This is a genomic window from Streptomyces sp. NBC_00306, from assembly GCF_036169555.1.
GTDB lineage: Bacteria > Actinomycetota > Actinomycetes > Streptomycetales > Streptomycetaceae > Streptomyces > Streptomyces achmelvichensis.
Genome location: NZ_CP108032.1, coordinates 5,414,646 through 5,441,634, shown reverse-complemented (window position 1 = coordinate 5,441,634; position 26,989 = coordinate 5,414,646). Strand labels below are relative to the sequence as shown.

At 69.6% G+C, this 26,989-nt stretch carries 30 protein-coding genes; 13 read left to right on the top strand and 17 right to left on the bottom strand.

Annotated features, from left to right (window positions below; translation table 11 throughout):
* Nucleotides 1–408 precede the first annotated feature (408 nt).
* Entirely contained in the window at nucleotides 409–960 is a 552-nt protein-coding gene (locus OHA05_RS24435; protein ID WP_328861714.1) for a Clp protease N-terminal domain-containing protein, read from the bottom strand.
* Nucleotides 960–1,169 (bottom strand): helix-turn-helix domain-containing protein, encoded by a 210-nt coding sequence (locus OHA05_RS24430; RefSeq protein WP_037851906.1) that lies wholly within the window; start codon nucleotides 1,167–1,169, stop codon nucleotides 960–962. Before OHA05_RS24430 ends, OHA05_RS24435 begins: the two co-directional genes overlap by 1 nt.
* Before the next feature lie 71 nt (nucleotides 1,170–1,240).
* On the opposite strand from OHA05_RS24430, the gene OHA05_RS24425 reads away from it, so the two are divergent.
* Entirely contained in the window at nucleotides 1,241–2,098 is an 858-nt protein-coding gene (locus OHA05_RS24425; RefSeq protein WP_313944170.1) for an MBL fold metallo-hydrolase, read from the top strand.
* Here the strand turns inward: OHA05_RS24425 and OHA05_RS24420 are convergent.
* From OHA05_RS24420 to OHA05_RS24410, 3 genes are all read right to left on the bottom strand, one after another.
* Entirely contained in the window at nucleotides 2,076–3,671 is a 1,596-nt protein-coding gene (locus OHA05_RS24420) for a glycoside hydrolase family 5 protein (protein WP_328861713.1), read from the bottom strand. The two genes, OHA05_RS24425 and OHA05_RS24420, sit on opposite strands and share 23 nt — an antisense overlap.
* Before the next feature lie 33 nt (nucleotides 3,672–3,704).
* Nucleotides 3,705–4,670 (bottom strand): zinc-binding dehydrogenase, encoded by a 966-nt coding sequence (locus OHA05_RS24415; protein ID WP_313944172.1) that lies wholly within the window; start codon nucleotides 4,668–4,670, stop codon nucleotides 3,705–3,707.
* A gap of 283 nt (nucleotides 4,671–4,953) precedes the next feature.
* A complete protein-coding gene (locus tag OHA05_RS24410) occupies nucleotides 4,954–6,165 on the bottom strand; it encodes an NAD(P)-dependent malic enzyme (protein ID WP_313944173.1) in 1,212 nt (403 codons plus the stop codon).
* Between the two features lie 525 nt (nucleotides 6,166–6,690).
* Here OHA05_RS24410 and OHA05_RS24405 point away from each other — a divergent pair.
* Genes OHA05_RS24405 through OHA05_RS24395 form a run of 3 tightly spaced genes read left to right on the top strand, consistent with a single transcriptional unit; the run spans nucleotide 6,691 to nucleotide 9,383 of the window.
* Nucleotides 6,691–7,653 carry an ABC transporter substrate-binding protein gene (locus tag OHA05_RS24405; protein WP_328861712.1) on the top strand — a complete coding sequence of 321 codons (963 nt, stop codon included), beginning with the start codon at nucleotides 6,691–6,693 and terminating at the stop codon, nucleotides 7,651–7,653.
* Nucleotides 7,654–7,689: 36 nt separating this feature from the next.
* Nucleotides 7,690–8,625, top strand: a complete 936-nt coding sequence (locus OHA05_RS24400; RefSeq protein WP_313944175.1) for an amino acid ABC transporter permease — start codon at nucleotides 7,690–7,692, stop codon at nucleotides 8,623–8,625.
* Nucleotides 8,622–9,383, top strand: coding sequence for an amino acid ABC transporter ATP-binding protein (locus tag OHA05_RS24395; RefSeq protein ID WP_313944176.1), 762 nt, complete (start codon nucleotides 8,622–8,624; stop codon nucleotides 9,381–9,383). Before OHA05_RS24400 ends, OHA05_RS24395 begins: the two co-directional genes overlap by 4 nt.
* Before the next feature lie 108 nt (nucleotides 9,384–9,491).
* Here OHA05_RS24395 and OHA05_RS24390 read toward each other — a convergent pair whose 3' ends face one another.
* Nucleotides 9,492–10,181, bottom strand: coding sequence for a class I SAM-dependent methyltransferase (locus tag OHA05_RS24390; RefSeq protein ID WP_313948872.1), 690 nt, complete (start codon nucleotides 10,179–10,181; stop codon nucleotides 9,492–9,494).
* A 164-nt stretch (nucleotides 10,182–10,345) separates the two neighbouring features.
* Between OHA05_RS24390 and OHA05_RS24385 the strand changes: the two genes are divergently transcribed.
* The gene (locus tag OHA05_RS24385; RefSeq protein WP_313944177.1) at nucleotides 10,346–10,975 is read left to right on the top strand and encodes a CGNR zinc finger domain-containing protein; all 630 of its coding nucleotides are present in this window, start codon (nucleotides 10,346–10,348) and stop codon (nucleotides 10,973–10,975) included.
* Here OHA05_RS24385 and sodX read toward each other — a convergent pair.
* The gene (gene sodX, locus OHA05_RS24380; protein ID WP_313944178.1) at nucleotides 10,879–11,298 is read right to left on the bottom strand and encodes a nickel-type superoxide dismutase maturation protease; all 420 of its coding nucleotides are present in this window, start codon (nucleotides 11,296–11,298) and stop codon (nucleotides 10,879–10,881) included. The two genes, OHA05_RS24385 and sodX, sit on opposite strands and share 97 nt — an antisense overlap.
* 150 nt (nucleotides 11,299–11,448) lie before the next feature.
* Here sodX and sodN point away from each other — a divergent pair, with 150 nt between their 5' ends.
* On the top strand, nucleotides 11,449–11,844 hold the full coding sequence (sodN, locus tag OHA05_RS24375) for a superoxide dismutase, Ni (protein WP_313944179.1): 396 nt from the start codon (nucleotides 11,449–11,451) through the stop codon (nucleotides 11,842–11,844).
* A 253-nt stretch (nucleotides 11,845–12,097) separates the two neighbouring features.
* Entirely contained in the window at nucleotides 12,098–12,535 is a 438-nt protein-coding gene (locus OHA05_RS24370; protein ID WP_328861711.1) for a hypothetical protein, read from the top strand.
* Between the two features lie 360 nt (nucleotides 12,536–12,895).
* On the opposite strand, the gene OHA05_RS24365 is transcribed toward OHA05_RS24370, so the two are convergent.
* The gene (locus OHA05_RS24365) at nucleotides 12,896–14,032 is read right to left on the bottom strand and encodes an epoxide hydrolase family protein (RefSeq protein WP_328861710.1); all 1,137 of its coding nucleotides are present in this window, start codon (nucleotides 14,030–14,032) and stop codon (nucleotides 12,896–12,898) included.
* Nucleotides 14,033–14,503: 471 nt separating this feature from the next.
* Nucleotides 14,504–14,899, bottom strand: a complete 396-nt coding sequence (locus OHA05_RS24360) for a hypothetical protein (protein WP_328861709.1) — start codon at nucleotides 14,897–14,899, stop codon at nucleotides 14,504–14,506.
* A gap of 325 nt (nucleotides 14,900–15,224) precedes the next feature.
* Between OHA05_RS24360 and OHA05_RS24355 the strand changes: the two genes are divergently transcribed.
* Nucleotides 15,225–16,193, top strand: a complete 969-nt coding sequence (locus OHA05_RS24355; RefSeq protein ID WP_328861708.1) for a helix-turn-helix transcriptional regulator — start codon at nucleotides 15,225–15,227, stop codon at nucleotides 16,191–16,193.
* On the opposite strand, the gene OHA05_RS24350 is transcribed toward OHA05_RS24355, so the two are convergent.
* Complete coding sequence (locus OHA05_RS24350; RefSeq protein ID WP_328861707.1) at nucleotides 16,117–17,061, bottom strand: DMT family transporter; 945 nt, start codon at nucleotides 17,059–17,061, stop codon at nucleotides 16,117–16,119. The two genes, OHA05_RS24355 and OHA05_RS24350, sit on opposite strands and share 77 nt — an antisense overlap.
* Before the next feature lie 78 nt (nucleotides 17,062–17,139).
* Between OHA05_RS24350 and OHA05_RS24345 the strand changes: the two genes are divergently transcribed.
* Nucleotides 17,140–17,727: a TetR/AcrR family transcriptional regulator gene (locus tag OHA05_RS24345; RefSeq protein WP_328861706.1), complete on the top strand. Its 588-nt coding sequence runs from the start codon at nucleotides 17,140–17,142 to the stop codon at nucleotides 17,725–17,727.
* A 178-nt stretch (nucleotides 17,728–17,905) separates the two neighbouring features.
* On the opposite strand, the gene OHA05_RS24340 is transcribed toward OHA05_RS24345, so the two are convergent.
* Complete coding sequence (locus OHA05_RS24340; protein WP_328861705.1) at nucleotides 17,906–18,874, bottom strand: LysR family transcriptional regulator; 969 nt, start codon at nucleotides 18,872–18,874, stop codon at nucleotides 17,906–17,908.
* Nucleotides 18,875–19,049: 175 nt separating this feature from the next.
* On the opposite strand from OHA05_RS24340, the gene snpA reads away from it, so the two are divergent.
* Both snpA and OHA05_RS24330 read left to right on the top strand, forming a co-directional pair.
* Complete coding sequence (snpA, locus tag OHA05_RS24335) at nucleotides 19,050–19,706, top strand: snapalysin (RefSeq protein WP_313944185.1); 657 nt, start codon at nucleotides 19,050–19,052, stop codon at nucleotides 19,704–19,706.
* A gap of 104 nt (nucleotides 19,707–19,810) precedes the next feature.
* Nucleotides 19,811–20,275: a group II truncated hemoglobin gene (locus OHA05_RS24330; protein WP_328861704.1), complete on the top strand. Its 465-nt coding sequence runs from the start codon at nucleotides 19,811–19,813 to the stop codon at nucleotides 20,273–20,275.
* A 79-nt stretch (nucleotides 20,276–20,354) separates the two neighbouring features.
* Here the strand turns inward: OHA05_RS24330 and OHA05_RS24325 are convergent, their stop codons facing one another.
* From OHA05_RS24325 to OHA05_RS24300, 6 genes are all read right to left on the bottom strand, one after another.
* The gene (locus OHA05_RS24325) at nucleotides 20,355–20,795 is read right to left on the bottom strand and encodes a DUF6304 family protein (protein WP_313944187.1); all 441 of its coding nucleotides are present in this window, start codon (nucleotides 20,793–20,795) and stop codon (nucleotides 20,355–20,357) included.
* Nucleotides 20,796–20,866: 71 nt separating this feature from the next.
* Nucleotides 20,867–21,010 (bottom strand): hypothetical protein, encoded by a 144-nt coding sequence (locus OHA05_RS24320; protein ID WP_328861703.1) that lies wholly within the window; start codon nucleotides 21,008–21,010, stop codon nucleotides 20,867–20,869.
* 124 nt (nucleotides 21,011–21,134) lie between these two features.
* Nucleotides 21,135–21,716 (bottom strand): dihydrofolate reductase family protein, encoded by a 582-nt coding sequence (locus OHA05_RS24315; protein ID WP_313944189.1) that lies wholly within the window; start codon nucleotides 21,714–21,716, stop codon nucleotides 21,135–21,137.
* 134 nt (nucleotides 21,717–21,850) lie between these two features.
* Complete coding sequence (locus OHA05_RS24310; protein WP_328861702.1) at nucleotides 21,851–22,456, bottom strand: GNAT family N-acetyltransferase; 606 nt, start codon at nucleotides 22,454–22,456, stop codon at nucleotides 21,851–21,853.
* A 79-nt stretch (nucleotides 22,457–22,535) separates the two neighbouring features.
* Entirely contained in the window at nucleotides 22,536–23,567 is a 1,032-nt protein-coding gene (locus OHA05_RS24305; RefSeq protein ID WP_328863449.1) for a family 2 encapsulin nanocompartment cargo protein polyprenyl transferase, read from the bottom strand.
* Nucleotides 23,568–23,681: 114 nt separating this feature from the next.
* Nucleotides 23,682–25,106: a family 2B encapsulin nanocompartment shell protein gene (locus OHA05_RS24300; RefSeq protein WP_313944191.1), complete on the bottom strand. Its 1,425-nt coding sequence runs from the start codon at nucleotides 25,104–25,106 to the stop codon at nucleotides 23,682–23,684.
* Nucleotides 25,107–25,392: 286 nt separating this feature from the next.
* On the opposite strand from OHA05_RS24300, the gene OHA05_RS24295 reads away from it, so the two are divergent.
* The gene (locus OHA05_RS24295; RefSeq protein WP_313944192.1) at nucleotides 25,393–25,983 is read left to right on the top strand and encodes an N-acetylmuramoyl-L-alanine amidase; all 591 of its coding nucleotides are present in this window, start codon (nucleotides 25,393–25,395) and stop codon (nucleotides 25,981–25,983) included.
* A 10-nt stretch (nucleotides 25,984–25,993) separates the two neighbouring features.
* Entirely contained in the window at nucleotides 25,994–26,962 is a 969-nt protein-coding gene (locus OHA05_RS24290; RefSeq protein ID WP_328861701.1) for a 1-aminocyclopropane-1-carboxylate deaminase/D-cysteine desulfhydrase, read from the top strand.
* Nucleotides 26,963–26,989 lie beyond the last annotated feature (27 nt).

Below are 26,989 nucleotides of genomic sequence, written 5' to 3'. Positions count from 1 at the left end.
ACCGCACTGGTGGAGTTCAGGGACGGGGACGTGCAGGGGTCGTGTCCGGGACGTCAAAGCGCCCGCAACTCGCGCGAAGCGCGGTGAGGACCGCAGTCCCGGACATGACCCCGGAACGGCACCGGGACAGCAACCGCACAACCGGCCGCGCCACAACCACCTCGGCCCGAGCCACAAGCACCCGCACCGAACAAGCAGCTGAACCACAAGGGCCCGAGCTGGACAACCGGCCGCGCCACAACGCCCCGCAGCGAGCAACGGCCCGAGCCGAACAAGGGGCTCAGCCACAAGCACCTCGGCCCAAGCCGCAACGGCCCGAGCCGAACAAGGGGCTCAGCCACAAGCACCTCGGCCCAAGCCGCAAGGGCCCGGGCCGAACAAGGGGCTCAGCCATCACCGCCCAGAACCCTACGCGCGGACCGGGAACAGCACCCTCTCCAGTGACTGGTACGTCACCCCGTGGTCCGCCAGCACCTCCGACACCACCCCCGGCCCCGACGTCAGCGCCAGCAGCAGATGCTCGCCGCCGATCGCCCGGTCACCCCGGCCCGTCGCGATGCGCAGCGACTTGACCAGCACCTCCTTCGCCGCGGGTGTGAACGGCCGGTGCCCGGACCACCAGGACTTCGACCTCTTCGACGCCTGCAGGGCACCCGGCCCGTGCGCCTCCTCCACGCGCGCGACGATCTCGCCGACGTCGACGCCGAACCCCGCCAGCGCCTCGACGTCGGCGTTGGAAAGGCCGCCCCGGCGCCGTCCTTCGGCGAGGGCCGTCTCGACCGAGGCCCGCCGGTCCGTGACGCCGAGCGCGGAGAACGCGAACGCGGCCTTCGTGCCCTGCTGGTCCAGCAGCGCGAGCAGCACATGTTCCTCGGTGACGGAGTCCGCGTCCGCCTTCTCCGCACGCGCCACGGAGTTGGTGACGGCCTCCCGCGCGTCGCGGGTGAAGCGCTCGAACATCACTGCCTCCCGTATTTCTTGTGCACGGCCTGCCGGCTGACACCCAGCTCGGCGGCGATCTCCTGCCACGACCAGCCCTGGTTGCGGGCACTGCGCACCTGCACGGCCTCGAGCTGTTCGAGAAGCCGCCGCAGGGCGGCCACCGCTCGCAGCCCGACCCGGGGGTCCCGGTCGCCCGCCCGTTCGGCGAGATCCGTTGCATCCGTCATGACTGTCAACCTACATTGACAGTTGTCCACAGTCAACCCAGGTTGACAACCGTCCGCCGTACCGTGGTCTCGTGATCGATTTCCGCACGTCCTCACCCGTGGCCGGCACCCTCGACGTCCCCTGGCATGCCGGCTGGCCCTCTCCGAAGCACGACCCCGCTCCGGAGATACAGGTGCATGCGTACGGCGAGCACACCGCGATCCTGCGGCAGAACAAGTCGGTGCACTTCGAAGCCCCGTTCCTCTTCCTGCTGTTCGGGAACGAACGCGCGCTGCTGCTGGACTCCGGCGCGACCGCCGACCCCGCCCACTTCCCGCTGCGCGCGACCGTCGACGAGCTGATCGAGGGCTGGCTGTCCCGCCATCCCCGCACCCCGGGAAGCGCGCCGTACGGACTGGTCGTGGCCCACACCCATGGGCACGGCGACCACATCGCGGGTGATCTTCAGTTCGCGGACCGCCCGCACACGGAGATCGTGGGGCCGTCGCTCGCCGAGGTGCGGGAGTTCTTCGGCTTCCGGGACTGGCCGGACGGGCAGGTGGAGCTGGATCTGGGCGGCCGGGTGCTGGATCTGCTGCCCGGCCCCGGCCACCAGGAGGCGGCCGTGGTCTTCCACGACCGGTACACCGGGCTGCTGTTCACCGGCGACTCGCTCTACCCGGGCCGGGTGTACGTCGAGGACACAGCCGCCTTCGCCACGACCGTGGACCGCCTGATCGCCTTCTGCGAGACGAGACCGGTCACCCATGTGCTCGGCTGCCACATAGAGATGACGACCGTCCCCGACCACGACTATCCCCGGGGCACCACGTATCAGCCGGACGAACCGCCGCTCCAGCTGACGCCCGGGCATCTGCGCCGGCTGGGCAAGGCGCTGGCGGAGGGCGAGAGCCGGTGCGGGGACTTCATCGTCGTCCGACAGGAGTGACGGAGACGGTGATGCGCGCGCCGGGGAGGGCTGCGACACGCACCCGGTGCGACCGGCCGGCCACGGCGGTGCGGATGTCGGCGACAGCCGGTCCGGTCACGGAGATCCGCCGTTCGGACGCGCTCGGCGGCAGCGAGATCTCCGTCGTGCCGGGCCGCATCGACGCCCGGTACGTCAGCCGATAGGTCCCGAGCCCGGGATCGATCCCGGGGTCCTGCCCGGAGACAAGGCCGGGGTCCTGCCCGGGGGCAAGGCCGGGAACGAGGCCGGGGTCGTGCGCGTCGGAGATCACACGGCCCGCGACCGCGGCGGCATAGGGGGTCGCCGTCTGCTCCTTGTTCGTGCGGAAGCGGCCGCGTTCGTCCAGCGCGCAGTACCCGCCGCCGTAGCACCAGACATAGCCTGCCCAGCCCGAGCTGTAGCGGTTCAGAGAAGTCAGGGCGTCACGGTAGAAGCGCCCCATGTTCGGAAGGGAGTTGTTGAGGGGACCCCACTCCCCCACCACCACCGGTACGCCGTACGTACGGGGGTAGACGGTGACGGCCGTCTCGTACGACTCGATCCAGCCCGCCGAGGGGTCGTAGTCCGCGCCCGCCTCCATCGCGGCGTTGTAGAAGTGCGGTGCGTAGACGACCCCAGGGTCGTCGATCCGCCCGAGGCCGGTCGGTACCCCCTCGCCGACGATCGGCGTCGGCTCGATGAAGAGACGGCTCTCGTCGTCCACCGAACGCACCGCGTCCGCGAGGCGGTTGTACATCGGCGTCAGCTGATCGCGTTCGATGCGGCGGGCCGCCGTGGGGAGATCCTCGCCCTGTCGGAGTTCCCCCATGGGCTCGTTGATCAGGTCGTAGCCGAAGACGGCCGGGTGGTCCCCCAACCGGCCGGCGAGGACGCGCCACATCTGCGCCTGGGCCCGGCGCAGATCGTCGTCCTCGTAGAGATGGGTGAACGCGCGCTGCACGGCGGGTTCGAAGTACTCGGCGAACCAGTCGTCGGGATGCGGGGTGAAGGGGAGGCCGTCGGTGCGGGTCGCCCAGGCGGGGATCCCGCGGTGACCGAAGGCGGGACCGAAGACGTCCTGGTGGGCGTCGATCAGCACCTGGATGCCATGGGCGCGGGCCCAGTCGAGCACCCGCTCGATCCTGCGCAGATACTCCGCGCTGTAGTGGCCGCGGCGGGGTTCGAGATCGTCCCAGAAGACCAGCAGACGGGCGAAGTTGAAGCCGTTCGCCCGCAGATCACGGAAGTGCTTCTCCGTGATCGCCTTCAGGGCCTGGTCTCCGCGGCCGGTCTTGTCCTCGACGTTCCAGCCTCGCAGCGTGAGGGTCCGCCCCCGGTCGTCCAGAAGCGGCGGAATACCACTCGGGCCCACGGCGCCCGAGGCGGCGGAGGCACCCACGGGGCCGGAGGCACCCACGGCAGAGGAGACAAGCGCCGGTCCGCCCGAGGACGCCCCAGGCGGACCGCCGCCCACGGCAGCGGGCGGACCGGCGGCCGCGGCGGGGACCGGGATCCCCGCCACCGACAGGAGGAGGCAGCCGATCAGTGTCCGGATCGTTCGGCGTGCGCGCATGGGGCGGATCCCATCAGCACACCTGACGGTCCATCAAGAGGGCGTCAGCACGATCTTCCCGAAGAGGTCGCCGCCGGCCATCCGCTCGAACCCCTCACGGGCCCGGTCCAGGGGCAGGACCTCGTCGATCACCGGACGCAGACCGGTCGCCGCACAGAAGGAGAGGAGGTCTTCCAGTTCGTCCTTGGAGCCCATCGTCGAGCCGACCACCTTGAGCTCCAGGAAGAAGATCCGGGTGAGTTCGGCGTGCGAGGGGCGGTCGCCGCTCGTCGCGCCGGAGATCACCAGGGTTCCGCCCGGGCGCAGCGACTTGACCGAGTGGGACCAGGTCGCGGCACCGACCGTCTCGATGACGGCGTCCACGCGCCGGGGCAGTCGCGCGCCCGGCTCGTACGCCTCCTCGGCGCCCAGTTCGACGGCGCGCTTGCGCTTGGCCTCGTCGCGGCTGGTGGCGTACACCCGCAGGCCCGCCGCCTTGCCGAGCGCGATCGCGGCAGTGGCGACGCCACCGCCCGCGCCCTGGACGAGGACCGAATCACCGGGCCGGACACCGGCGTTGGTGAAGAGCATGCGGTAGGCGGTGAGCCAGGCGGTCGGGAGGCAGGCCGCCTGCTCGAAGGTCAGTTCCTTCGGCTTGGGCAGCACGTTCCAGGCCGGGACGGAGACCTGCTCGGCGAAGGTGCCCTGGTAGCGCTCGGTCAGGATCGAGCGCGGCTCGTCGGGGCCGACGCCGTGACCCGTCTGTCCGATCACGGAGTGGACGACCACCTCGTTGCCGTCGGCGTCGATGCCGGCGGCATCGCAGCCGAGGATCATCGGCAGCTTGTCCTCGGCGAGGCCGACGCCCCGGAGCGACCAGAGGTCGTGGTGGTTGAGGGAGGCGGCTTTGACGGTGACGGTGGTCCAGCCGGGACGGGCCTCGGGCGCGGGGCGTTCACCCAGTTCGAGGCCGTTCAACGGGGCGTCACGGTCGATGCGGGCGGCGTAGGCGGCGAACATGACCTTGACCTTAGGGCGGCGGCACGACGCGGCGGAACCACACAACGGTGTGACACGCACCGCGCCGCCCCCGGCCACGGTGACGCCGGACCGCACCTGTTGGGCACCCGTACGGCCGAAAGGCCCGAGGGAATCGGCGCAGGGGGCGATCCCGCAGAAGCCCGCCGGAACGGGGGCCGCGCCGCGCGTGAACGCGTACGGGCCGTGCCGCGCCCCTCTCGGAGCGCGGCACGGCCCGTAGCCCGTACGCCCGCGGCCGGAGACCGGCCGGGTGGTCAGGTGGTCAGCGCCGTGCGACACCCTCGGCGCGCGCCGCCGCCGCGACCGCCGCCGTCACCGCGGGAGCGACCCGCTCGTCGAACGGCGACGGGATGACGTAGTCGGCGGCGAGCTGGTCACCCACGACGTCGGCCAGCGCGTTCGCCGCGGCGATCTTCATGCCCTCGGTGATCCGCGACGCCCGCACCTGGAGTGCGCCCGCGAAGATCCCCGGGAAGGCCAGCACGTTGTTGATCTGGTTCGGGAAGTCGCTGCGACCGGTCGCCACGACGGCCGCGTACTTGTGCGCGACGTCGGGGTGGACCTCCGGGTTCGGGTTGGCCATGGCGAAGACGTACGCGCCGGGGGCCATCGAAGCGACGGCCGCCTCGGGCACGGTCCCGCCGGAGACGCCGATGAAGACGTCCGCGCCGGCCAGCGCGGTCTCCAGGGAGCCGCTCAGCCCGGCCTTGTTGGTGATCTCCGCGAGCTCACGCTTGACGGAGTTCAGGTCCTGGCGGTCACGGCTGACGATGCCCTTGCGGTCGGCGACCGCCACATCCCCGAGGCCGGCCTCCAGCAGGAACTTCGCGATGGCCACCCCGGCCGCGCCCGCGCCGGAGATCACGGCGCGCAGCTCGCCCAGGCCGCGCCCGGTCAGCTTCGCCGCGTTCCGCAGGGCCGCGAGGGTGACGACCGCCGTGCCGTGCTGGTCGTCGTGGAAGACGGGGATGTCCAGGCGCTCCTGGAGCTTGCGCTCGATCTCGAAGCAGCGGGGCGCCGAGATGTCCTCGAGGTTCACTCCGCCGAAAGAGGGCGCCAGGCGCACGACGGTCTCGACGATCTCGTCCGTGTCGGTCGTGGCGAGCGCGATCGGGACCGCGTCCACGCCGCCGAACTGCTTGAAGAGGATCGCTTTCCCCTCCATCACCGGAAGAGAGGCTTCCGGGCCGATGTCGCCGAGACCGAGCACCGCGGTCCCGTCCGTCACGACGGCGACGACCTGGGACTTCCAGGTGTAGTCGTGGACGAGCTCGGGCTGCTCGGCGATCGCGCTGCACACCTTGGCGACGCCGGGTGTGTACGCGAGGGACAGGTCGTCCTTGTCCCGCACCGGCACGGTGGCCTGGATGGCCATCTTGCCGCCGCGATGCAGCGCGAAGGCCGGATCGAAGGGCTCTTCGGGAGCACTCTCCGAACCGCTGTCGCTGCGAGGATTGACGATCTCCGCTGCCATGTGTTTGACCCCTTAAGTCTTCATCAGTTGAGGGTTTCCACTCCTGGTTGAGGAGGGGTGGGCGGGCACCGCGTACGTGCCCTGCCTCGGCGGTTGGCCCGCTCCGGCGGGGGGAGGTACATACGCGCGGGCGCGCCGCACACGCGCCCTGAGCCCCGGATGAGGGGTGTAAGCGTCCTTCTTACCTGACCAGGAGCACCGGCGACGAGTCGGTATCCAGTTGCTGACACGACTCGTCGCCGAATGTCAGGACACGTCAGCTACGCGCCCTGAATGCCGCCCGTAGCAGGCTACGAGCCGCAGATCTTCCGGTCGGAAGCAGGTATTCCCGTGAATGGTCCGGTCGTGATGTACCGGCCCGGGAGGGGGTCGGGGGTGTCCCGTTACCCGATTTTGACATGCGTGGCCCCCTGAATGGGCTAGTCCGAATGGCAAGATGCCGAAAACACACAAGGTGGCGACACTCGAAGATGAGTGCACGACCGCTGAAATGGCACTTCCCTCACCCGCCGGAGGACCCCGATCATGACCGCAAGCACCACTCGTCGTACGACCGCCGCCAGGACCCGGATCGCCGCGGTCGGCGCCATCGCGGTCGCGGGCGCGATGCTCCTCACCGCCTGCGGTGACCAGACAGGCAGCGATTCGGGTAGCGACTCCACCCAGACGAGCGCGGCCCCGCTCGCCGACAAGCTTCCGCAGTCGATCCGCGACAAGGGCGTCATCAAGGTCGGTTCGGACATCGCGTACCCGCCGGTAGAGTTCAAGGACGGCGCCGGCAAGACGGCAGGTATCGACCCGGACCTCGCCGCCGCCATGGGCAAGCAGCTCGGTGTGACGTTCCAGTTCGAGAACGGCACCTTCGACACGCTGATCACTGGCCTGCGGGCCAAGCGGTACGACATCGCGATGTCGGCGATGACCGACACCAAGGACCGTCAGGACGGTGTCGACTCCGCGACCGGCAAGAAGGTCGGCGAGGGTGTCGACTTCGTCGACTACTTCAGCGCCGGCGTCTCGATCTACACCAAGAAGGGCGCCGACAAGGGCATCGCCTCCTGGTCGGACCTGTGCGGCAAGAAGATCGTCGTGCAGCGCGGCACCGTCTCCGAAGACCTGGCCAAGGCCGAGTCGAAGAAGTGTACGGAGGGCGGCAAGGGTGCGATCGCCATCGAGGCCTTCGATAATGACCAGCAGGCCCAGACCCGTCTGCGGGCCGGCGGCGCCGACGCCGGTTCCTCCGACTACCCGGTCGCGGCCTACGCCGTGAAGACCTCTGGTGGCGGCAAGGACTTCCAGCTCGTGGGCGAGCAGGTCGAGGCCGCCCCGTACGGCATCGCGGTCGCCAAGGGCAACGAGGAGCTGCGCGATGCCCTCAAGGCCGCCATGGACGCGATCATCAAGAACGGCGAGTACAAGAAGGTCATGGACAAGTGGGGCGTCAGTGCTGGAATGGTCACCGAAGCCAAGGTCAACGGCGGTTCCTGACCGGCAGACGACCGCGTCGGTACTGAAAGGCACCCCGTGACTGACATCAAGAAGACGGATCCGGCGGACGCCGTGCCGTCCGCCGGACCGGAGGCCATCAAGGCCATCCCGGTCCGGCACTACGGCCGGTACGTGACCGCCGTCCTCGCGATCGCCGCATTCGCCGCGATCGTCTATGCCTTCTCCCAAGGCAAGATCAACTGGGGCGCCGTCCCCGACTACTTCTTCGACGAGCGCATCGTCGACGGCATGGGTCAGACACTGCTTCTGACCGTGCTGTCCATGGCCATCGGCATCGTCGGCGGCATCGTCCTTGCGGTGATGCGGCTCTCCCACAACCCGGTGACTTCATCGATCGCCTGGTTCTACATCTGGTTCTTCCGGGGCACCCCGGTCCTGGTCCAGTTGTTCGTCTGGTTCAACCTCGGTCTCGTCTTCGAGTACGTGAATCTCGGCCCGTTCTACAAGGACGAGTGGTCGGACTTCATGACGCCGCTGCTGACGGCGCTGCTGGGCCTGGGACTCAACGAGGCCGCGTACATGGCCGAGATCTGCCGTGCCGGCCTCCTGTCGGTCGACGAAGGTCAGACCGAGGCCTCGCATGCACTCGGCATGAGCCACGGCAAGACCCTGCGCCGGGTGGTGATCCCGCAGGCGATGCGGGTGATCGTGCCACCGACGGGCAACGAGGTCATCAACATGCTGAAGACGACCTCGCTGGTAGCGGCTGTGCAGTACTACGAACTGCTGCGCCAGGCCCAGGACATCGGCCAGACCTCCGGTGCGCCGGTGGAAATGCTCTTCCTGGCCGCAGCGTGGTACCTGATCATGACGTCGATCCTCAGTGTCGGTCAGTACTACCTCGAGCGGTACTACGCACGCGGTTCGAGCCGCAGCCTTCCCCTCACCCCCTGGCAGAAGGTCAGGACCACCGTGTTCTCGTTCCGCCGCCCGAAGGGAGTTTCGTCATGAACCCCATGGTCAAGGCGGAAGGCGTCCACAAGTCCTTCGGATCCGTCGAAGTCCTGAAGGGAATCGACCTCGAGGTCGCGCCGCGTGAGGTCTTCTGCCTGATCGGTCCGTCCGGCTCCGGCAAGTCGACCTTCCTGCGGTGCATCAATCACCTGGAGAAGATCAACGCCGGCCGGCTGTCCGTCGACGGCGAGCTGGTCGGCTATCGCCAGAAGGGCGACAAGCTCTACGAGCTCAAGGACAGCGAAGTCGCTGTGAAACGCCGGGACATCGGCATGGTCTTCCAGCGCTTCAACCTGTTCCCGCACATGACGGCCATCGCGAACGTCATGGAGGCGCCGATCCAGGTCAAGGGCGAGTCGAGGGCCGTGGCCCGGGCGCGCGCCGAGCGGCTGCTGGACCGCGTGGGCCTGGCCGACAAGGCCGGGAACTACCCCTCGCAGCTCTCCGGCGGCCAGCAGCAGCGGGTGGCGATCGCCCGTGCGCTGGCGATGGAGCCGAAGCTGATGCTCTTCGACGAGCCGACCTCCGCGCTCGACCCGGAGCTGGTCGGCGACGTGCTGGACGTCATGCGGGGTCTCGCCGAGGACGGCATGACGATGATCGTCGTGACGCACGAGATGGGCTTCGCCCGTGAGGTCGGCGACGCGCTGGTCTTCATGGACGACGGTGTGGTGGTCGAGTCCGGCCATCCCCGCGAGGTCCTGACGAACCCGCAGCACGACCGGACGAAGTCGTTCCTGTCGAAGGTGCTCTAGCAGGTTCTCCGGACGGCGCCGGTACAGGAGTCGTCACACGGGAGGGCGGTACGGACCTGGTCCGTACCGCCCTCCCGTGCGTTGCGTGTCAGCGCCCCGGCAGCCGGGTCACTTCAGCGCGAGCAGCAGGGTGTCCGAGGGTGAGCACCAGACCGGGCGGGCCTCGCCGAAGCCGGCCGTGCGCAGCGTCTCGGCGTGCCACCGGGCCGAGGGGGTCTCGCCGTCCGCGTGCTCGCCGTAGATCTCGTACCGGCGGGCGGTGGGCTCCGCCAGGACGGGGTCCTGACCGGCCAGTGCCCACCATTCGGCCCAGTCGACCGCTCCGGATTCCTTGGCTCGCTCCATCTGGACGTGCCGGTGGGCGCGCTCGACGGCGTTGATGCGCGGGGTGGTGCGGTCGATCATGTGGTCGGCGTTCATGAAGACGCCGTCGGTGCGCACGAGCGAGGCGAGCTGCCCGTAGAGGGTGGCGAGCGGTCCGCTGCGCAGCCAGTGCAGGGCGGTCGCGGTGAGCACGGCGTCGTACGCGTCGTACGGCAGGTGCGACGTCCAGTCGGGGTCGGTCAGATCGGCGGTGACGAAGGTGACGCGGTCGTCGGCGGCGAAGGAGCCCCGGGCGATGGTCAACAGGGCGGGGTCCAGGTCGACACCCGTGCTGGTGGCCTTCGGGAACCGCTTGAGGACCCGGTCCGTAATACTTCCCGTACCGCACGCGAGGTCCAGCACTCGTGGTTCGGGGCCCACCGTGGCCTCGACCATGTCCAGCATGATCCGGAACCGCTCCTCGCGGTCGGGCATGTACCACTCCTGCTGGCGGTCCCAGCTCTCCTGCCAGGCCTGCCAGTCGGTGCCCGCACCCTTGCTCGTCACTGTCTCCGACACCGGAAACCTCCCGTCCGTAATACCCTCGAAGCAGCATCAGCTGTTACGCAGACCCTAGACCGCCGCGGTAAGGACTACAAGTGGAACTGGCCTATTACTCGGACTACGCCGTGCGCCTGGTCAACACCGAGGAGCCGGCCCGTAACAAGGACTCCCTCACCTCGGTGGACGCCGTACGGGAACTGTTCGGCGAGTCCACACAGTCCGCGCGCCGCGCGACCGACGCGGACGTCACCCGGTTCCGTTCCGTACGGGGCCGGCTGCGGGCGGTCTTCACGGCGGCCGACGGCGGCGACGAGACGGGAGCCGTCGACCTGCTGAACTCGCTGCTGCTGGAGTTTCCGGTCAGCCCGCAGATCTCCGGCCACGACTTCCGGGACGACGACGGCCGCCCGAAGTGGCACATGCACCTGGCCGACCACCCGTCGAACGCGACCGCCGGATACGCCGCGATCGCCGCGATGGGTCTGGCGTTCCACCTCACGGAGTACGGGGTCGACCGGCTCGGTCTGTGCCAGGCGCTGCCCTGCCGCAACGCCTACCTCGACACCTCCACCAACCGCTCCCGGCGCTACTGCTCGGACCGCTGCGCGACCCGTGCCAACGTGGCCGCCTACCGGGCCCGCAAGCGCCTGGAGACCGAGCGGTCGGAGAGTACGGGACGTACCGCGGAGAGTGCCCAGGAGGCGAGCCCGCGGGCGGATCGCTGATCCTCCGCGAGCGGGCGGTATCTCCCCCGCACCCGCCCCAGCAGCAGTTCGTGGGGCACCGATCCGAACACCCGGCTGTCGCCCTCGGCCCCCGGGTTGTCCCCCAGCACCCACCAGCCGTCCTCGCGCCACTCCACCAGCCGCTTCACGATGAGCAGATCCTGCTGGAGGGGATGGCGCAGCACGGCGATGTCCCCGGGCTTCACCTCGGCGCCGTAGTGCACCAGCAGTTGATCGCCGTGCCTGAGCGTCGGATACATGGACGGCCCCGTCACTTCGGCCACCCCGAACGGCGCTCTCGGCTCCCGCCCCTGCTCACTCATCCGCCACCTCCGAGCCCCTCGGTATGTTCGGCCACCAGTCCCATACTGACCCTGGACTTTTGTCCTAAGCCCTAGGGGGCACTCGCGAAAACAGGTCTCTCACGGAGTAATGTCCCACCTGAGAAGACGATCACGAGGAAGGACAGCTCAATGCTTTCCCGCCTGTTTGCCCCCAAGGTGAAGGTCAGCGCCCACTGCGACCTGCCTTGCGGTGTCTACGACCCGGCCCAGGCCCGCATCGAGGCCGAGTCGGTCAAGGCCGTCCAGGAGAAGTACCAGGCCAACGAGGACCCGCACTTCCGGGCCCGCGCCACGGTCATCAAGGAGCAGCGAGCCGAGCTCGCGAAGCACCACGTCTCGGTGCTCTGGAGCGACTACTTCAAGCCGCCGCACTTCGAGAAGTACCCGGAGCTGCACCAGCTGGTGAACGACGCGCTCAAGGCGCTGTCGACCGCCAAGGGCTCGACGGACCCGGCGACGGGCCAGAAGGCGCTGGACTACATCGCCCAGATCGACAAGATCTTCTGGGAGACCAAGAAGGCTTGATCCGATCCGTCGGATCGCTTCGCGCTCCTGCCGCACCCGGCTCCCCATCCTGGGGGCCGGGTGCGGTCGTTCGTCTCCCGGGGCGCACACGATCGAGAGCGGTGGTGCGGTCCCGCCTCCCGCGACCTCAAGATCTCCTCAGATCATGGATGATCACATGACAGGTATTGATCAACTCCCCTAGGGTCCCCCGTGACCACCGCCTTCAGGGCGGGAACAAAAAGGGAGTTCACTCTTGCGTAAGTTTTCTCGAATGGCCGCATGCATCCTGGGCGCGGCTGGAATCGCCGCTTCGACGGTTGCTACGGCTCCCGCGGCTCACGCTGCGGCAAACGGCGGGTGCTGGACCTACTACGCGTCGCCCGACCCCCGCAACCCCAGGGCTCAGATGTCCGTGACGCCTTGCATCAAGAAGGCCTCCGCGGGCGTCGTGGCCCCCTCCGCCAAGTTCACCAAGAACACACACTGGAAGACTCCGAAGGGCTGCCAGATCATCATCACGGCCGTTCGGGCGGGCGACCGCAAGATCATGTCGCGCAAGGCCCACGCGTGCCCGACGGCGGCCACGAACAACAAGGTGTTCACCGCACCCACGTTCCGCGCCACGAGCGGCCAGTACACGACCTTCGTTCTCGTCACGAAGCAGGATGAGCTCACGCAGAATGCCCGGAGCCAGTTCCTGAAGATGTAGCAGCACAGCGACGGGGCAGCCTCCCGGAGAGGCTGCCCCGTCGGCCGTGTGTCCGGCCTCCCTGTCATCCGTCCAGGGCCCGCCGCTCCGACCGTGCCGGGAACCTCGGCCCCACGGGGTGCGGTCGTCACTCCGCCGGCGCCCGCCGGATGTTGGCCCGCACCACGTCCTGGCTGCGGACCGCCCCGTACCGGGACCTGTGCGCGGAACATCACCGCGACGCTGCCCTGCCCGACGGCCGGCAGCGTCAGCGCCCCCGCCGCAGGCGAACCCGCTTCTCCGGATCGGTCATGGCGTCATCCTGCAGGGCGCCACCGACACTCCGCGGGCCCGGACCGGAGCCCCGGCCCGCGGGGCGGTTCAGTCCAGGGAACGGAAGAAGTCACGTACGTCCTGGGTGAAGAGGTCCGGCTGCTCCAGGGGAAGGAAGTTGCCGCCGCGCTCCAGCTCCGACCAGTACGTGATGTTGTGCTCGCGCTCGGCGAAGCGGCGGATGGCGATGTCGGTGGTCAGCGCCACCGCGACTCCTGTCGGTACGGTCCCGCGCTCCTTGGGGGCCCACGCCGCCGGGTCGTGAGCCGACTCGTAGTAGAGGTTCGCGGACGAGCCCGCGGTGGCCGTGAACCAGTACAGACTCACGTTGGTCAGCAGGTGGTCCCGTCCGACCGCGTCCTCGGGCAGGTCCTTCTCGGCGTCCGTCCACTCCTTGAACTTCTCGACGATCCAGGCCAGTTGACCGACCGGCGAATCGTGCAGTCCGTGCGCCAGGGTGTGCGGGCGGGTCGACTGGATGACGTTGAAGCCCATCATGTCGTCGCGGAAGTTCTGGAGCCGGGCGAGGCGGCCCTGTTCGGCTTCGGTCAGACCCTCGAAGTCGGCGGGGTCGTCGGACGGGAAGACGATGAAGCCGTTGACGTGGATGCCGATGACGCGGTCCGGCGCCTGCCGGCCCATCTCGGTCGCGATCCAGGCGCCGCCGCCGGTGCCCTGGACGCCGTAACGCCCGTACCCGAGAAGGGACATGAGCTCGGTGTACGCGGCGGCGATGCGGCCGTTGTTCCATCCCGGCGCGCTGAGCGGACCGGAGAAGCCCACGCCGGGCGTACTCGCGACGACGACGTGGAAGTCCTCGGAGAGCGGACGGATCACCTCGACGTACTCGATGATCGAGGCGGGCCAGTCGTGCATCAGCAGCAGCGGTGTGGCGTCCGGGTTCTCGGAGCGCACATGCAGGAAGTGGATGTTCTGCCCGTCGATCTCGGCGATGAACTGCGGGAACTCGTTGAGCGCCTTCTCGGCCGCGCGCCAGTCGTAGTTCTCGGCCCAGTACTCGGCGAGCCCTTGCAGATAGCCGGCCGGCACGCCGCGGCTCCAGCCGGTGCCCGGGACCTCGGCGCCCCAGCGGGTGCGGCGCAGCCGGTCGCGCAGGTCGTCGATGTCGGCCTGCGGGATCTCGATGCGGAAGGGGCGGATCTGTGCGGAGGTGTCGGTGTCCATGAACAGAACGGTAGAAGGCGATTAGGCACGTTCGGTTCCTGAATTGCTGGCAGTCTCGACTTCATGCTGGAAACCTCCGCACGACTGCCGGTTGGGGCTGATCAGGGAACGGGTGCGGGTGCGGGAACGGGTGCGGCCGCCGGTGCTCATGCGTGAAGAACAGAAAGGAGCGGGACAACCACACCTGGATCAAACCCTGGAACGAGAACCCGAAGCTGTCTGGACGAAACCCTGGGACGAGATCCTCGAAACGCCTCGCCGGACATTTGAGCCGAAACCACGACCAAGGACACCGGCCGATCGGGGCAGGCCGGCTGAACCATTGATGGAAACCGACGTCGATCGACTCGTACGCATATGCCTGCCTCTCCCTGAGAACTGCCCTCCGTTCGAGCATCGGTCGGCACAATCCTGCCCCGGTGAGAGCAGCTCACCGGGGCAGAATTGTTCAATTTTCCGATTGCTCAGGAACTACCGGCCCGAAGTCCAGGCAGTAATCGCCTGTCCCATGTTCGAGGGAGCGCCCGTCGCCCCATTACGGTTCTCCAGGTAGAACACGACGACCTCATTTTCCTTGAGGTCGTAGTCACAGGTGGTCGGAGGGTTGTTGGCGCCGTTCGAGTCGTGACACTCACCGGACCTGCCGTCCGTGGTCCTCCACTCCAGCACGGTTCGCAGCCCGTCAGCCCGCATGTCCTGCACGGTAAACTTGTCGCCGGTCGAATAGAAGCACCCGTTGCCAGCAAATTCGAACGAAATGTTGCAGAATTTCGTCGTCGCCGCCTGGGCCGGCGCACCGGTAGCCAGCACTGCCGCAATTGCGGCCAGCGCCGTGACCGAAGCTGCTGCAATATTCTTGATTCGCATGTCCCCCACCTCGAGTACCGATTCCGAGTTTTTTCGCGATCAGTAAACTTACTGTAATCATGAGGTGACTTCGCCACAATGAACTTGAGCAACACTTGAGCTTCTCCACAGCGAAGCCTAATCGTCTCGATTCGCCAGTGGGGTTTGTTCACCCCGCAATGTCCTCGTATTGTTCGAGCAATCAGTACACCGGTACCACAGGGGCGGATCAAGAATCCGGCCCCACGCAAGCCACCACCAGCTCCCGGCCGCAGCACCAGTGGCACGATCTCCAACTGGAGGATGAGGCACGTTCGGTTCCTGAATTGCTGGCAGTCTCGACTTCATGCTGGAAACCTCCGCACGACTGCTGCGTCTGCTGTCCCTGCTCCAGACGGCCCGTGAGTGGCCGGGCACCGAACTGGCCGAGCGGCTGGGGGTGAGCGGCCGTACGGTGCGCAACGACATCGACCGGCTCCGCGAACTCGGTTATCCCGTCGACGCCACCCGTGGCCCGGCCGGCGGTTATCGGCTCGCGGCGGGCACCGCGATGCCCCCGCTGCTGCTGGACGACGAGGAGGCGGTCGCGGTGACGATCGCGCTGCGCACGGTCGCTCAGGGCGCGCTCTCGGGCATGGAGGAGACGTCGCTGCGGGCGCTGGCGAAGCTGGAGCAGGTCCTCCCCGCACGGCTGCGCCGGCGGGTGCAGACGCTGCAGACGTACACGGTGCCGGTCCCGGCCGACCAGCCGCGGCCGGCCGTGGACGCCGATGTACTGACGGTCCTGACGGCCGCCTGCCGGGACCGCGAGCGGCTGCGGTTCGACTACCGCGCCCACGACGGTTCGGCGTCCCGCCGGGTGACCGAACCGCACCGGGTGGTCTCCTGGGGGCGGCGCTGGTATCTGGTGGCGTGGGACGTGGAGCGCGGGGACTGGCGCACCTTCCGGGTGGACCGCATCCAGCCGCGAACTCCCACGGGACCCCGGTTCGCGCCGCGTGAACTGCCCGAGGGCGGCGATGCGGCGACCTACGTCGCTCGGCGCGCCTCGGCGGCCGGCTGGCGCCACCGCGCCCGGGTCACGGTGCACGCCCCGGCGGAGGCCGTCGCCGAACGCATCAACCCGGCCGTCGGGGTGGTCGAGGCGCTCGACGACTCCACGTGCGTCCTCGACACCGGCGCGGACTCCGTCAAGACGCTGGGCGTGTATCTCGGCATGCTGGGCCACGACTTCGACGTCACCGGCCCCCCTGAGCTGCTCGCTCATCTACGGGAGCTGGCGCGGCGCTACGAGCGCTCGACCCCCGCGTCCTGACCGGCCGCTCGCCGCGGTGCACGACGACGACCGCCACGAGCGCGAGCGCGAGGCCGAGCCCGGTCTGCAGCCCGAACGGCTCACCGAACATCAGCGCGCCCCAGACCGCCGTCACCGGCGCCATCAGGAACATCAGTGTGTTCACCCGGGTGACCCCGGAGCGACGCAGCACCAGCCAGTACAGCCCGTATCCGCCGAAGGTGGAGAGCACCACCAGCCAGCCGACCGCCAGCCAGAACGAGCCCTCGGCGGGCGGGGCCGTCGCCCCGAAGGCGGCCGCGAGAGCGGTGAAGACGACCGCGCTGGTGGCGCAGTGGACGGTCATGGCGACCGAGGGGGCGACGGGCGTGCGGGTGCGGCCCTCCAGGAACGTGGCCGCGACCAGGGAGAGCATCCCGGCGAACGGGACCGCGTACGCCCAGGGCGGGACGCCGTGCACCGCCGAGGCGTCGGCGAGGGTGACGACGGCGACGCCGGAGATGCCCAGCCAGAGACCGAGCCACTGCCGGCGCGAGACGTACTGCCGCAGCAGCGGCCCCGCGAGCGCGCCCGCGACCAGCGGCTGGGTGCCGTCGATCAGCGCGGTGGTGCCGCTGGAGACGCCGAGCTGGATCGCCGCGTAGACGGTGAGCAGATAGCCGCTCTGCGACAGGGCTCCGATCACGGTCTGCCGCAGGACGTCCCGGGCCGTGAGGCCGCGCCAGGACGCGCGGGCGACGAGCGCCGAGACCAGGGCGAGGACAAGGGCCAGCGGCAGGAACCGCCACATCAGGACCGTCACGGCGTCGGCACTGCCCGCGCCGAGTTTGGCCCCGATGAAGCCGGAGCTCCAGCAGAGGACGAAGGCCGCGGAGAGCAGGACGTTCATGTCGGTCGCACCGCCCGGGGAAGCAGGTATACAGATCGGTCTACCTCTTCCACTATACAGATCGGTATACTCGACGTCATGAGCAGCACCACGGCCCCGCACCGCATCGCCATGACCCCGGGCGCCCGCCGCGCGCTGGACGCCGCCTCACGTCTCTTCTACGAACGCGGCATCCACGCGGTCGGCGTCGACCTGATCGCCGCCGAGGCGGGGGTGACCAAGAAGACCCTCTACGACCGGTTCGGCTCCAAGGACCAGATCGTCGTGGAGTACCTGGCGGCGCGCGACGAACGGTGGCGGGCCTTCCTCGCCGAGCGCCTGAACGGGGCCGGACCTGAACGGGACGCCCGCGTCCTGGCCGTCTTCGACGCCTCCCGCGTGTGGGCGGGCGAGCACAGCACGCGCGGCTGCAGCATGGTCAACGCCCATGCCGAGATGAGCGATCCTGCGCATCCCGCGTTCCCGCTCATCACCGGCCAGAAGGCGTGGATGCTCGGGCTCTTCACCGACCTGGCGCGGGATGCCGGGGCCAAGGACCCCGACACCCTCGGCCGCACTCTGATGCTGCTGCACGAGGGCGCACTCGTGGCGCACGGCCTGAGCGTCTTCCCCGACGCGCTCGGCGCCGCGCGCGAACAGGCGCGTTCCCTGCTCGCGACGAGCTGAACCGGCTCGCCGGCTGCTGAGCCCGGCGCCTGCTCCGAGCCGGGAGCCCGGACCTCTGAAGCCGGCTCGTGTCCGGCACAGCCGGCTCGTGTCCAGCTGAGCCTGCTTCCGACGGGCCGAGCCGGGCGCCATTCCGAGCCGGGCCGCGCATCCCGTCGCCGCTCCCGCCCGCCCGGTTTCAGGGCACGCAGGTCACGGGCGCCGGCAGGAGCGGGCTGTTGTTCCGCAGCAGCCAGTGCCGGTAGGTGGCCGCCCGGGACGCCGCCTCGCGGTAGGCGCTCTCCAGATCGGCGTACACGGCCTCGTAGAGCTCGTACGCACCGGGCAGCGAGAACAGCAACAGCCGTACCGCCAGAGGGTCTCCGCGGAGGGGTCGGATCGCCATGTCGTCGCGCGGCCCCGAGGTGGGCTGACAGGGAGCGACCGCCTCGCCGACCGCTATCAGGGAGGCGGCCGTGTGGTAATCCCCGTGCAGCACACGCGGGTTGAGCCCGGCCGCCCCGAGGACCCTGCGCAGCCCGTCCCATTCGCCGTCCACCGTGGGGTCGACGATCCATCGGTCTTCGGCCAGATCGGCGAGCTCGACCACAGGAGTCGCGGCGGCCGGATGATCACGTGCCATGGAGATGAACTGCGGTTCGCGCTCGACCAGGACGCGTACCGGCAGTCCGTCCGGCACCTGCAGCGGACAACCCTCCACCTCGTGCACGAAAGCGACATCGAGCTGACCCGCGGCGACCATCCTGAGCAGGGCGTTCGCGGAGACGTCGACATGCAGCGAGATGTCCGTGCCGGGCAGCCGCTGCCTGAGTCTTCGAATCCAGCCGGCGAGCGCACGGCTCGCGGTGGATCCGATCCGTAACCGGGGGCCGCCGGCTCTGCCCGCCGCGGCTCTGGCCTCGACGACGAGGGCCGCCATTTCGGCCACCAGGGGGCGGGCCCTGCTCAGGACGGCGCGGCCCAGCGGGGTGGGCCGGCAGCCGGAGCGTTCACGGGAGAACAGCTCCGCGCCGAGGGAGTTCTCGATACGCCGCAGCTGGGTCGTCAAAGACGGCTGACTGACGCCCAGTTGTCGGGCTGCCTTGTGCAGGCTGCCCGTGTCCGCAATCGCGCACAGGGCGCGGAGGTGCCTCACCTCGAGCTCCATGCCCCGAGAGTAGGGCGGCACCAACTGCCACACCAGACACATAGTTCGGGCACAGGGGACGGACAGGACAGGTGATGCCCCGGAGTTATCGGCAGTTGACATCATCCGCACGAGGGGGCGGCTCCCCGACACTCTGACGCACCGAACCCGTTCATAGGACGAGTAGGAGCCCCCCATGCGTCACCTGAGAACCGTACTCTCCACGGCAGTCGGACTCGGCCTCGCGGCCGCGCTCTCCGCCGTGCCCGCGACCGCTGCGACGACGGCCAACTCCCCTGCGGCCACCGCGCACACGTCGTACGCCGCCTACGAAGGATCCTCCGAGGACGCCAAGGCGACCAAGGCGTTCTTCGACGCGGTCGTCAAGTCCGTGGCCGAGAAGCGCGCCGCCAACCCGGGCGCGCAGGCCGTGACCGTCGTCTACAACGCCTCCAGCGCACCGACCTTCCGCTCGCAGATATCCCGCAGCACCCAGATCTGGAACAGCTCGGTCACCAACGTCCGGCTGCAGGAAGGCAGCAGCCCGGACTTCCGGTACTACGAGGGCAATGACTCCCGCGGCTCGTACGCGAGCACCGACGGCCACGGCCGCGGCTACATCTTCCTCGACTACCGCCAGAACCAGCAGTACAACTCGACCCGGGTCACGGCCCACGAGACCGGGCACGTGCTCGGCCTGCCGGACCACTACTCGGGCCCGTGCAGCGAACTGATGTCGGGCGGCGGCCCCGGCACGTCCTGCCAGAACGCCAACCCGAATGCCGCGGAGCGCGCGCGGGTGAACGCCCTGTGGGCGAACGGCCTGGCGGCAGCGATCGCCAAGGTCTCCTGACGCGCTGACACCCGCCCCAGCCGCAGGGGCGGACCGCGACACGAGGGGCGTCCTGCGACAAGTGGCAGGGCGCCCCTCCGCTGTTTCACACCTAGGGTTGCGCCATGACCGATCCGAGTGAGCGCACCGGGACGCTCTACGAGGCCGTGGGCGGCACCGAGACCTTGCGGCGACTGAGCAACACCTTCTACGAGGCCGTCCTGGCGGATCCGCTGCTCGCCCCCGTCTTCGCCGGCTTCACGACCACCCACATCGAGCATGTCGCGGTGTGGCTGGCCGAGATCTTCGACGGGCCCGCCCGCTTCACCGGCGAACTGGGCGGCCATCAGTCCCTGCTCCGCGCCCATCTGGGCCTGCGGATCACCGAGGAGCAGCGGCTGCGCTGGATGGAGCTGATGACCGCAGCGGTGGACAAGGAGCTCCCCGACGACGAGCTGCTGCGCCGCCGGGTGCTGGAGTACTTCGAGTGGGGCACGAAGATCGCCCGTGATGTGTCGGCCGAGCCGCCGGGCACGGATCTGGGAGATCCGGGCCCCACCCCTCGCTGGGGCTGGGAGGGCCTGGGCTGAGCCCGGTGCGGCTCAGGCCTTGACCGGGCCCGGAGCTCCGGCCGGTGCTCCGGTCCCGCTGCGGGTGTACGCCCGCGGCTCAGGCCCCGACCGCGGCGTGCGCCCCCAGCTCCGCGCCGGGGGGAAGCTGCTCGCGGATGCGGCCGAACGCCTCATCGAAGTCGCCGCTGGCCACTCCGGACTCGTACGCCGTCCCGCCGTAGTGCAGGGTCAGATTGAGGTCCGAGCGGTCCAGGAACCCTCCCGGCTTCGGCTCGCCGAGCGTCAGCAGGCAGCTGAGCGTGGCCCGCTGGACGGCGCCGGCCGTGTACACGGGCAGCGGTATGTCCCACTCCAGCACGCACGAGGACAGCAACGCCTCGCCCCCGACGGCTCGCAGGGCAGCGAACGTCGCCCCTTCGTACTCAACACCCCTGATGCGCGTGCGCAGTTGCCGTTCGTGCGCCGCGATCGATACCGCTTCCGCGCCCTGCCGGTCGCGGTACCAGCCCGCCCAGACTTCCGTCGACTCCGATGACATGGCGCGGACTGTAGCGGTACCGCACCCGCCGCCGAACAGCAGGGATGCCTCAGGGACCGGGCCGGGGATCCTCAGGCGGTGTCGACGGCCCGGCCGGGCGGGTCACCCGGCCGCTCGCCCCCGGATTCGGCGCTCTGCGCGCAGTCGGGATTGTGGCAGGGGCCGGGGCCCCAGAAGGGGACGTACGCCCCGAGTGTCTTGCGTCGCTTCGTCACGGTACCGACAGGCTGTCCGCACGCCGGGCATCGGTGCTCGGTCTGCGGGCTGCGGACGGTCCGACGTCCTTCGCTGCCCATATCTCCAGGATATGGCGGTACGGACGGACAGGACACCCGGCGGTCAGCGCTTCCTGAGGTACCTCCTGACAAGGACGCCGTTGTCGAATGCGCGCACGGAGTCGAGCGTGAACGCGTCGACCCGGAAATCCGCGGCGAACATGGGCATGCCGGTGCCGAGCGCCACCGGATAGGTCTTGATGACGAGCTCGTCGACCTCCTCCCTGAGCTGACCGGCGAGATCGGCACCACCGCAGAGGTAGATCCCGAGGCCCTCCTCCTGCTTGAGCTCCCGGACCTTGGCGGCGACGTCCCCGGAGACGATCTCCACATGCGGGTCGGGCGACTCGGTGATGCTGCGGGACGCCACGTACTCCCGCAGATGGGCGTACGGGCTGGTGATCTTGGCTTGGAGTGCGAGGTCGTAGCTGCCCCGCCCCTGGATGATCGTGTCGTACTCGGTGTTCGGGACGTCGTCGACACCGAGCGCCTGACGGCCGGCGGTGGGCAGGGTATCCGGGGCTTCCGTCCTGAGGTACTCCAGGAAGTCCCCGGCCACGTACTGCATGAAGCACTCGCCGCTGCCGTCCGGGGCTCCGATGAAGCCGTCGATCGACGCCGCGATGAAATAGCTGAGCTTGCGCAAGACAGGATCACCTTCGGTCGTGGAGGATCCGCCGGGACCTGGCGAACCACTCCACTCATAGTGCTTCAATCATAGTGGTCAAGCAAGGGCCTTTCTCCTCCCGGATCCGGCGGGCCCGAACGGCACCGCGGACTTCAACGGCCCCGCGGCTCCCGCCACATCGGCCACATCACCGGGCCGTCCGGCAGGTGCACCGCCGTGCCCGTGAAGGTGAAGCCCAGCCGCTCGTACAGCCTTCTGCTGCCGGGGTTGCTCGCCTCCAGATAGGCGGGAGCTCCGTCCCGGTCGCAGCGCTCCAGTGCGGGGGCCAGCAGCGCCGTCCCCCGGCCCTGCCCCTGGTGCTGCGGCGAGACAGCGATCAGCTGGAGGTACTCGTGGGACCTGTCGTGCGGATGGACCTCGTCCGTCAGCCGGCCGACCGTCTCCGCCCGGGCGCGGCTCCGTCCGGCGATCGCCATCAGCCGGGCCCCCGTTTCGTCGTCGACGTCCCCCTCCCCCGCGGCCCCGGGCTTGCGCGGGAACCAGAGGGCCGCGGCCGAGCCGTCCTCGGTGACATCGACCCGGCCCACCGCGAGGGCCAGGTCGAGAAACACCGCCAGGAAGGGGGCGTGGGCCCGGTGGAGCTCGGCCGGGTCCGGGAAGACCCACCGGCTCACCGGATCGTCCCGGAACGCCTCATGGATGAGGTGGACGAGTCCCTCGCGGTCCTCCACCGTCGCCTGCCGTACCTCCACGCTCATCGGTCTCCGCCTCTCGCCCCCGCGTCGCGTCCATGTCGCCTTCGGTCAACCCGCCTCCATGGTCGGTGAGTCGGGGCCCTCAACGGGTACGACGGGTGACGAATTCGGCCAGGGCCAGCAGATCCCCCGCGGCCCCCAGATCGGGCACCGCCCGGGAGAGCTCATGGACGGCGCGGGCCATCCGGTCGGCTGCCTGCAACTGCGCCCAGTCCCGGCCCCCCGCCCGGTCGACCGCCTCGGCGGCCCGGCGCACCGTCGCGGCGTTCATGGGTCCCCGGTACAGCTCGGCCAGTTCCGCCCCGGCGGTGGTGCCGGAGGTCAGGGCGGCCACCACCGGCAGCGACTTCTTGTGCGCGGCCAGATCGGCACCCGCCGGTTTCCCCGTCCGGTCGGGGTCGCCCCAGATGCCGATGAGATCGTCGATCAACTGGAACGCGAGGCCGGCCTCCCTGCCGAACGCGTCCATGGCCGCGGTCTCCTCCTCCCCCGCTCCGGCGTACAGGGCTCCGAGCGCGCACGCGCACCCCAGCAGCGCCCCCGTTTTGGCGGTCGCCATCTCGAGGCACTCGTCGAGGGACACGTCGTTCGGCGCACGCTCCTCGAAGGCACAGTCCGCCTGCTGTCCGGCGCACAGCTCGATCACACAGTCCGCGAGCCGCCGGGACGCCGCCGCGGACGCCGGATGGTGGTCCTCGGCGAGCAGACGCAGCGCGACGGCGAACATGGCGTCACCCGCGATGATCGCGTCGGGGGTGCCGAAGACGGTCCAGGCGGTGGGGCGGTGTCTTCGGGTCGGGTCCTCGTCGATGACATCGTCGTGGAGCAGTGTGAAGTTGTGCGCCAGCTCGACGGCTGCGGCGGCCGGCACCGCGAGGCGCTGGTTCCCCCCGAGTGCCCTGGTGGCGGCGAGGACGAGCGCCGGCCGGATGGCCTTGCCGGTGGATCCCGCGGCCGGGGTTCCATCCGCGTGCTCCCAGCCGAAGTGGTACATCGCGACCCGGCGCAGGGAGCCGGGCAGGGAGTCGATGGCTGCTCGTAGTTGGGGATCGACGACCTCGCGGGTGCGGTCCAGAAGGGCGATGGCCTCACGGCCCTCGACGGCCTCCGACATGGTCAACTGTGCGGTCCTTTCGGGGATCCGGTGCGAGGTTGCGGCCGGTTGCTCCGCTCCGAGGAGGGCGGCCGGGAGCGCGGGTAGCAGGCGCACTCCCGGCCGCCGGCCGGGTCACCTCCAGCGGCTCACCTCCACGTTCTCCAGGACGCCGAGGGCGTCGGGCACCAGCACCGCTGCCGAGTAGTAGGCCGTGACGAGGTAGGAGATGATCGCCTGCTCGTCGATGCCCATGAAGCGCACGGACAGACTCGGCTCGATCTCGTCCGGGATGCCGGACTGCTGAAGGCCGATGACTCCCTGTTCGGCCTCGCCGGTACGCATACAGATGATCGAGGTGGTCCTGGCCTCGGTGACCGGGATCTTGTTGCACGGGAAGATCGGGACACCCCGCCAGGCCGGCAGATGGTGGCCGGCGACCTCGACACTGTCCGGGACGAGCCCGCGCCGGTTGCACTCACGCCCGAAGGCGGCGATGGCGCGTGGGTGGGCGAGGAACATCTTCGAACCGCGCCGGCGCGACAGCAGTTCGTCCATGTCGTCCGGGCTGGGCGCGCCGTCGTGCGGCTGGAGGCGCTGTCCGTAGTCGCAGTTGGCCAGGAGACCGAAGTCCCGGTTGTTGATGAGCTCGTCCTCCTGGCGCTCGCGCAGCGCCTCCACGGTGAGCCGCAACTGCTGCTCGGTCTGGTTCATCGGCTGGTTGTAGAGGTCGGCGACCCGGCTGTGCACCTTCAGCACCGTCTGGGCGACGCTCAGTTCGTACTCGCGCGGCGCACCCTCGTAGTCCACGAAGGTGTGCGGGACGAGGGCTTCGCCAACATGGCCCGCGGACAGGTCGATCGCGGCCTCGCCGTACTTGTTCGTCCGCTGATGCGGAAGTGCGGCGAGCCCCGCCAGATGGGCGCGGAGCGAGTCGGCGCGCTCCGCGAGGTTCAGCACGTCGTCCCGGGTCAGCACCAGGACCGTACAGGCGGTGGCGGCGCGGGCGGTGTAGTCCCAGGTGGCGTCGCGGTCCACCAGGGACTGCTCGCCGAAGTAGGCGCCGTCGGCGAGGACTCCGAGCACCGCCTCGTCGCCGTAGGGCCCGGTGCCGATCTGCTCCACCCGGCCGTGCGCCAGGAGGTAGACACGGTCGGCGGCCGACCCCGCCGGGGCCACCACCTCGCCCGCCGCGAACTCCCGCTGCTCGCAGCGGTTCGCCAGCTCGGCCAGCACCGACTCCTCGCCGTACTCCCGGAGGGCCGGCAGCTCGCCCAGCTCCGCCGGGATGACCGACACGCGGTCGCCGGTCTGCACAAACGTCACGCGCCCGTCGCCCACGGAGTAGCTCAGGCGGCGGTTCACCCGGTAGGTGCCACCCTGCACCTGCACCCAGGGCAGCATGCGCAGCAGCCACCGTGAGGTGATCTCCTGCATCTGCGGCACCGACTTGGTGGTGGTCGCAAGGTTCCGCGCGGCGGCCGTACCGAGGCTCTGCTGCTTCGGCGTGTGCTGCTCACGGACCTCGTCGCCGACAGAGCCAACCGAACCAACCGACATTAGGACTCCCTCTCGATCATGGTCTGACCTGCGAGAGAAAGCCTTTCAGTACGCAGAGTGCTGCCGCCATTACACAAACGGATGGGACTACTTATCCCCCAGTGGGGCACATGGGGCGGAAGCCGGTCGTCCGGTCCGGTGACCGGATCGGCTCGATCACCGCCCGAACAAGTGGTCCGGCCGCGGGAGTTCGGGTAGAAGCCCGGTACGACGCATCCGGCGTCCACCACCCCCCACCATCCCCCACACCCACCATCCCCATCCCCCACCCCAGGGAGCTCCACCGATGGCCGCACCCATGTCCGCGAGCAGGTTCCTCGACGCCTTACGCGACGAGGGACTGACAGTCGTCCAGGTCGGCGAATGGCGCACGCACAACCGCAACCACAAGGGCCCGTGGGGCCCGGTGCACGGCGTGATGATCCACCACACGGTCACCAAGGGCACCGCGAACACCGTCCGTATCTGCCGCGACGGCTACGCATCCCTGCCCGGCCCGCTGTGCCACGGTGTCATCGCCAAGGACGGCAAGGTCCATCTCGTCGGCTACGGCCGCGCCAACCACGCGGGCCTGGGCGACGACGACGTCCTGCGCGCCGTGATAGCGGAGAAGGCACTCCCCGCCGACAACGAGGCGAACACCGACGGGAACCGCCACTTCTACGGCTTCGAGTGCGAGAACCTGGGCGACGGCAAGGACCCCTGGCCGGCCGTCCAGCTGGAGGCGATCGAGAAGGCGGCGGCCGCCGTCTGCCGCCACCACGGCTGGAACTCACGGTCGGTGATCGGTCACCTCGAATGGCAGCCGGGCAAGATCGACCCGCGCGGCTTCACCATGAAGGCCATGCGGGAACGCATCACCGAACGCCTGAAGTGACAATGGCCGTGTGCCACCGGAAGCGCTCGACCTCACCGCCGCCCTGCGGCCCCGTCTGCCGTCGCCGCTGCAGCCGGTCGAGGACGAGCGCTTCTCCCGGCACGGCATACGCCTGCTGCTCAAGCGCGACGATCTGATCCACCCCGACCTGCCGGGCAACAAGTGGCGCAAACTGGCGCCGAATCTGCGGGCGGCCGCGGGCCGCCCGCTGCTGACCTTCGGCGGCGCCTACTCCAACCATCTGCGGGCGACGGCCGCCGCCGGCCGGCTGCTGGGCTTCCCCACGGTCGGCGTGGTCCGCGGCGACGAACTGGCGTCCCGGCCGCTCAACCCGTCCCTCGCGCAGTGCGCGGCGGACGGCATGCGCCTGGTGTTCGTGGACCGCACCACCTACCGGTCGAAGAACGACCCCCAGGTGCTGGCCCGGATCCTGGGAGCAGCGGCGGAGGCGCGGGCCGATGGACCGGCACACCACCCGGACGCCGCGGACGACTTCTACCTCGTGTCCGAGGGCGGCAGCAACGCTCTCGCCGCACGCGGCTGCACGGCCCTCGGACACGAACTCCGGCAGCTGGCGGACGTGGTCGCCGTCGCCTGCGGCACCGGAGGAACGCTCGCCGGCCTCGCCGCGGGCCTCGCGCCGCGGCAGCGCGCCATCGGCTTCCCCGTCCTGCGGGGCGGGTTCCTCGCCGGGGAGACGGCGCGTCTCCAGCGGGAGGCCTTCGGTGGCCGCACCGGCGACTGGACGCTCGACGAGCGCTTCCACTGCGGCGGATACGCGCGCTCCACTCCCGGGCTGGATGCGTTCGCCGATGAGTTCGAGGCGCGCCACGGACTGCCGGTCGAGCGGCTGTATGTGGCCAAAATGCTCTACGGTCTGGCCACCCTGGCCGCCGAGGGTGCGTTCCCGCCGGGCACCACCATCGCCGCCGTGGTGACGGGCCGGCCGGACTCCCCCGAGCCCTCGGAAGCGCCCTGACCCGGCCCGGCCCCGTCCTCCCGACAG